Annotated in this window: 6 protein-coding genes and 1 pseudogene; all 7 read right to left on the reverse strand. The window is 68.9% G+C overall.

Translation table 11 applies throughout. The annotated features are described in order from the left end of the window. Positions 1-108 precede the first annotated feature (108 nt). Positions 109-399 carry a hypothetical protein gene (locus tag FNH09_RS44030; RefSeq protein ID WP_152895484.1) on the reverse strand — a complete coding sequence of 97 codons (291 nt, stop codon included), beginning with the start codon at positions 397-399 and terminating at the stop codon, positions 109-111. A gap of 58 nt (positions 400-457) precedes the next feature. Continuing rightward, positions 458-1,456 (reverse strand): WYL domain-containing protein, encoded by a 999-nt coding sequence (locus tag FNH09_RS44035; protein WP_162470019.1) that lies wholly within the window; start codon positions 1,454-1,456, stop codon positions 458-460. Between the two features lie 18 nt (positions 1,457-1,474). Next, the gene (locus FNH09_RS44040; protein WP_152895485.1) at positions 1,475-2,428 is read right to left on the reverse strand and encodes a helix-turn-helix transcriptional regulator; all 954 of its coding nucleotides are present in this window, start codon (positions 2,426-2,428) and stop codon (positions 1,475-1,477) included. A 129-nt stretch (positions 2,429-2,557) separates the two neighbouring features. After that, positions 2,558-2,929 (reverse strand): FKBP-type peptidyl-prolyl cis-trans isomerase, encoded by a 372-nt coding sequence (locus tag FNH09_RS44045; protein ID WP_162470020.1) that lies wholly within the window; start codon positions 2,927-2,929, stop codon positions 2,558-2,560. Positions 2,930-2,988: 59 nt separating this feature from the next. Next, complete coding sequence (locus tag FNH09_RS44050; protein ID WP_162470021.1) at positions 2,989-3,993, reverse strand: FKBP-type peptidyl-prolyl cis-trans isomerase; 1,005 nt, start codon at positions 3,991-3,993, stop codon at positions 2,989-2,991. Positions 3,994-4,121: 128 nt separating this feature from the next. Further along, positions 4,122-5,483, reverse strand: a complete 1,362-nt coding sequence (gene pafA, locus FNH09_RS44055; RefSeq protein WP_007499792.1) for a Pup--protein ligase — start codon at positions 5,481-5,483, stop codon at positions 4,122-4,124. A 9-nt stretch (positions 5,484-5,492) separates the two neighbouring features. After that, a pseudogene (locus tag FNH09_RS44060) lies at positions 5,493-5,625 on the reverse strand (MFS transporter); the annotation flags it as partial.

A 5,625-nucleotide genomic window follows, 5' to 3' on the forward strand; every position in this document is an offset into this window, starting at 1 on the left:
GCCCCACCCACGGCGCACGCCCGGTGTGTCGGTGCTCTTCCGGTGTGTCGGGGCTCACCCGGCCGCGCCCTGGGCCTGTCCGGCGGAGCAAGTCGCAGGAAAGCGGCCCTAGGCCGAGTGCAGCCGCAAGGTGCTGACTCCGCCTCCGGTCAGCAGTTCCACGATGCGTTCGCCGGCCGGCTTGCGGACGGACACACCGCAGCCGGGGCAGGTGAAGGAGTAGAAGGTGGTGCGGCTGCTGGCGCCGATCGCCAGGCGCAGAGCGCTCGCGGCAAGTTCGAAGCGGCCCCGGCAGTCCGGGCAGCCGGCTCTGAAGACCACCGGCCCCACACTTCTCATCCCCGCGAACGCGGCCGCCACCGACATGCCCCGGACTCCGGACCTCAACGACTCGCTCAAGAACTCCGCTCCCGCCTGTCGTCCTGCCCGGCATGCTCCCCGCGCGGCCCCGCGCCGTTCACCCGCCGGACCCCTCGATCCCGTCGTACGCCGCCAGCGCCTCGCGGGCCGCCCGGCGCGCGCTGTCGGCCAGCTCCGGCGGCGACACGATCCGGCCGTCCGGGCCGAGCCGCAGCGCCAGCCGTCTGAGCGAGGCCGGGTCGGGCGTACGCAGAGTGATACGCAGGCCGCCGTCGGGAAGTTCATCGGCGCTGTCGTGCGGGTAGTACTCGGCGACCCAGCGCCCGCCGGGACCGACCTCGACGACGACCTCGGGATCCTCGGCGGCCGGCTGGACCAGCCCCTCCGACAGGTCCCTGAGCTCGACCTCGGGCGGCGCGGACGGCTCGTCGAGGACCCGGATCTCGGCGACCCGGTCGAGCCGGAAGGTGCGCCGGCCCTCGGAGCGGTAGCACCAGGCCTCGACATAGGTGTGGCCCACGCTGACGAGCCGGATGGGATCGATCTCACGCTCGGTGACCTCGTCCCGCGCGGGCGAGTAGTAGCGGATCCACAGCCGGCGCCGCTCGGAGATCGCCCGGTCGACGTCGGCGAAGACCCCGCCCTCGGACTCGAAGGTCACCGACAGCCGGGAGCTGGCCCCGGCCGCCTCGCCGGCCGCCGCCTCCACCTTGGCGGTCGCCCGCAGCAGCGCCTGCCGGTCGCCCTCCCGCAGCCCCGGCAGGGTCGACACGGCGCGGGCGGCCACCAGCAGGGCCGTCGCCTCGTCCGCGGCCAGCCGCAGCGGCTCGGCCGCGTCCGCCCCCAGCGCCGCCGGGTTGTGCCACCAGATCCGCTCGCCGTCGGTGTCGATGTCGAGCAGGTCGCCGCCGCGGAAGCTGGTGCCGCACATGGGCAGCACGTCGAGGTCCGAGACCAGCTCGTCCTCGGTGATGCCGAAGGCACGCGCCACGTCCTCGATCCGGGCGCCCGGACGCTCCCGCAGATACGTCACCAGCGAGAGCATCCGCCGGGTCTGGTCGATGGCGTTCGTGGGCCTGACCGGTTTGCCTGCCACTGTGTTGCTCGCTCCCCCTCAGCCCTTGGCCACGGCGCGCAGCCGCTCCAGCACGTCGGCCCGCAGCTCCGCGGGCTCCACGACCACCACGTCCGGCCCGAACTCCACCAGCCAGGCGTCCAGCCCGTGTCCGTACGGAATCTCCAACTCGTCCCATCCCTCCGCGAGTTCCCGCACCGCGGTGGCCTTCGCCCGAAGGGGGTAGCCGGCGCCCTGGCGCAGCCGGATCAGGGCGCTGCGGTCGGCGGTCTCCCCCGCCCAGCTCGCCACGGTCTCGCGCACGGTGACCACGTCGGGGACCTCGGCGGTGAAGCGGCCGCCCCGGCTGCGCACCTTGCCGGTGATCCGGGACAGCCGGAACACCCGCTCGGCCCCCCGGTCCCGGTCCCAGCCCGCCAGGTACCAGTGGCCGCGCCAGCACTCCAGGGCCCACGGCTCGACCTGCCGGGGCTCGGGGCGGGCGGCGGTGGCCTTGCGGTAGTCGAAGACGACCGGACGGCGGTCGCGGCAGGCCAGCATGAGCGGCTCGAAGGCGGCCTCGTGCACCGGGATGCGCGGCTCCAGGGCGCCATGGGCCTCGTAGGGGTCGACGTCCTCGGGCAGTCCGGCCGCGCGCAGCTTCTGCAGGGCGCCGCTGGCGGCACCGGCCAGCCGGGCCTGCTGCCAGACCTTGGCGGCCAGACCGAGCGCGGCGGCCTCCTCGGCGTCCAGGGTGATGGGCGGCAGCCGGTTGCTGTCGCGGCGGGCCAGATAGCCCACCTCGCCGTCCAGGTTCTCGACCGTCTCGATGACCAGACCGAGCTCGCGCAGGTCGTCCTTGTCCCGCTCGAACATGCGGTTGAAGGAGTCGTCGCTCCCGGCCTCCAGATAGGCCTCGATGGACTCGCGCAGCTCCCGCTTGCTGAGCGGCCGTCGCGTCCCCAGCAGACACAGCGCCAGGTTCATCAGTCGCTCGGCCTTGGCAATGGCCATCGATGCCCTTCGCCTTCCTTGTGGTGCTTCCGACCGATGACCGTACCGCCCAGGGGTGCCACGGCAAAAGCCGAGGGCCCATGCCCGACAGGCATGGGCCCCAGGTGATCGGGTCCGATCTCTCGACGATCAGACTCCGAGCAGGTCGACCACGAAGATCAGCGTCTCGCCGGGCTGGATCGCCGGGGTCGGGCTCTGGTCGCCGTAGGCGAGGTGGGCGGGAATGGTCAGCTGGCGACGGCCGCCGACCTTCATGCCCTCCACACCCTGGTCCCAGCCCTTGATGACCCGGCCGCCACCGAGCGGGAAACGGAACGGGTTGCCCCGGTTCCAGCTCGCGTCGAACTCCTCACCCGTGCTGAACGCGACACCCACGTAGTGCACCGTGACGGTCTGCCCCGCCTCGGCCACCGGGCCGTCGCCCTCCCAGATGTCCTTGATCTCGAGGTCCGCCGGGGGGTTGCCCTCCGGGAAGTCGATCTCGGGCTTCTCGATGCTCACGTCTCTAGCTCCTGCTTGTCTGCGATAAAGCAACGATCACAGTCTTACATCACGCGGCCTCACATCTTCGCGAGGATGTCCACCGTGAAGACCATCGTGGAGTCCTTGCCGATGCCACTGCCCTGCGGCGGGTTGTCCCCGTAACCCAGGGACGGCGGGACCACGATCAGCACCCGGCTGCCCACCTTCTTGCCCGTCAGCCCCTGCGCCCACCCCTTGACGACCTGCGAAAGACCGAACGACGTCAGCGACTTGCGGCCGTACGTCGAGTCGAACTCCTTGCCGTTGTCCCACAGCACACCCTTGTACTGCACCAGCACACTGTCCTGCGCCCCCACCGCGGCACCGTCACCCTCCAGGACGTAGTTCGCCACCAGATCCTTCGGCGGATCCACCTTCGGCACCTCGATGGACGGCGCGTTGCCGTCGGTGTTCGTCCCCACCTTCGGCAGCTTCGCGTCGTCCTGCGCCACAGCCTTGCCCTTGGCGGAGCTCTTCGCGTTGAACGTCTCCTGGAGATCGACCACGAACACCAGCGTGTCGGTACCCTTGATACCCGCCTGCGAATTCCCGGACTTGCCGTAACCCCAGGTCGGCGGCACCGAGAACTCGACCCGGCTGCCCGCCTTCTTCCCCGTCAGCGCATACCGCCAGCCATCGATGATGCTGCCCTGCGCCAACTGGATGACCAACGGCGTCTTACGGTCCCAGGAGTTGTCGAACACCTTCGCCGTGTCCCAGATCTGCCCCAGGTAATTCGCCTGGATGTAGTCGTTCTCCGCGACCGTCTGACCGCCGCCCGCGATCACCGTCTTCACCGCAAGCTGATCCGACGGCGTACCCGTCCCCTTGGCCACCGTCGGCTTCTCACCGAACTTCGTCCCCGCCGTGATCGCCGGCAGCGGACCGTCGACGATCTTCGGCGGCGGCGCCGACGACGGAGCCTCGGCAGACGGCGACTCACTGACGCTCGTCTTGCTCTTGTCGGACTTGTCCTCACCGCACCCGGCGAGCGTGACCAGCCCAGCGGAACCTGCGGCAAGGATGAGAGAACGTCGGCGCACGGTGAAAGCCTCGTAATCGGTCGATCTTGTGGATGGCGTGCGCGCAACTCTACGGCGTCAAAAGGGCGCCGTACGGAAAACGTACGGCGCCCGCGTTGCGTCCCGGCACAGCGCACCGGCCGCCCCGCTCACATCCCGGCGATCAGCTTCTCCACCCGGTCGTCCACCGAACGGAACGGGTCCTTGCACAACACCGTGCGCTGCGCCTGGTCGTTCAGCTTCAGGTGCACCCAGTCCACCGTGAAGTCACGACGCTGCTCCTGGGCCCTTCGGATGAAGTCACCGCGCAACCTCGCCCTGGTCGTCTGCGGAGGCACCGACTTGCCCTCGAAGATCTTCAGGTCGTTGCAGATACGGGCGGCCTGCCCCTTCCTCTCCAGCAGGTAGTACAACCCACGGCGACGATGGATGTCGTGGTACGCGAGGTCTATCTGCGCCACCCTCGGATGCGACATCGTCATGTTGTGCTTCGCCCGGTACCGCTCGATCAACTGGTACTTCATCACCCAGTCGATCTCGGTGCCGATCCGGTCCAGATCCTCCGCCTCGATCGCGTCCAGCGTACGGCCCCACAGCTCCAGGACCTGCTCGACCGTACCGGTGCGAATACCACGGCGCTCGCAGAAGTCCACGGCCTTCTCGTAGTACTCCCGCTGCACCTCCAGCGCGGAGGCCTCCCGGCCGCTCGCCAGACGCACCTTGCGACGCCCCGTGATGTCATGACTGACCTCACGGATCGCCCGGATCGGGTTCTCCAGCGTCAGATCCCGCATCACCGTGCCCGCCTCGATCATCCGCAGCACCAGGTCGGTCGCCCCGACCTTCAGCAGCATCGTCGTCTCCGACATGTTCGAGTCGCCCACGATGACATGCAGCCGCCGGTAACGCTCCGCGTCCGCGTGCGGCTCGTCACGCGTGTTGATGATCGGCCGGGACCGGGTCGTCGCCGAGGAGACGCCCTCCCAGATGTGCTCCGCCCGCTGACTCACGCAGTACACAGCCCCGCGCGGAGTCTGCAGAACCTTGCCCGCACCACACAGCAACTGGCGCGTGACCAGGAACGGAATAAGGATGTCCGCGAGCCGGGAGAACTCCCCGTGCCGCGCCACCAGATAGTTCTCGTGGCAACCATAGGAGTTGCCCGCCGAGTCGGTGTTGTTCTTGAAGAGGTAGACGTCGCCCGCGATTCCTTCCTCGTGCAGGCGTCGTTCCGCGTCCACCAGGAGTCCCTCGAGAATGCGCTCGCCGGCTTTGTCATGAGTGACCAGCTCGGTCACGTTGTCACACTCGGGTGTCGCGTATTCCGGATGTGACCCGACATCGAGATACAGGCGGGCACCGTTTCGCAGAAAGACATTACTGCTGCGGCCCCATGACACGACACGGCGGAAGAGGTACCGCGCCACCTCGTCAGGCGACAGGCGGCGCTGTCCCCTGAACGTGCACGTGACGCCGTACTCGTTCTCCAGCCCGAAAATGCGGCGGTCCATGACTGAACATTACGCCCGATCCCCCGAGCTGAAACGGGGTTCGACAGCACGATTTGGATCATTTTCCGATGAAGCCGCAACCACAGCACCCCCCACAGGAACTGCGAGGACCCGCCCCGTGGCCAGCAGAACCAGCAACGAC

It is taken from the genome of Streptomyces adustus, from assembly GCF_009377175.1.
GTDB classification, from domain to species: Bacteria; Actinomycetota; Actinomycetes; order Streptomycetales; family Streptomycetaceae; genus Streptomyces; species Streptomyces adustus.

What these genes read in the sequence shown, in the direction of transcription:
- pafA (WP_007499792.1), bottom strand. Translation starts at nt 5,483, where the DNA reads ATGGACCGCCGCATTTTCGGGCTGGAGAACGAGTACGGCGTCACGTGC.
- FNH09_RS44040 (WP_152895485.1), bottom strand. Translation starts at nt 2,428, where the DNA reads ATGGCCATTGCCAAGGCCGAGCGACTGATGAACCTGGCGCTGTGTCTG.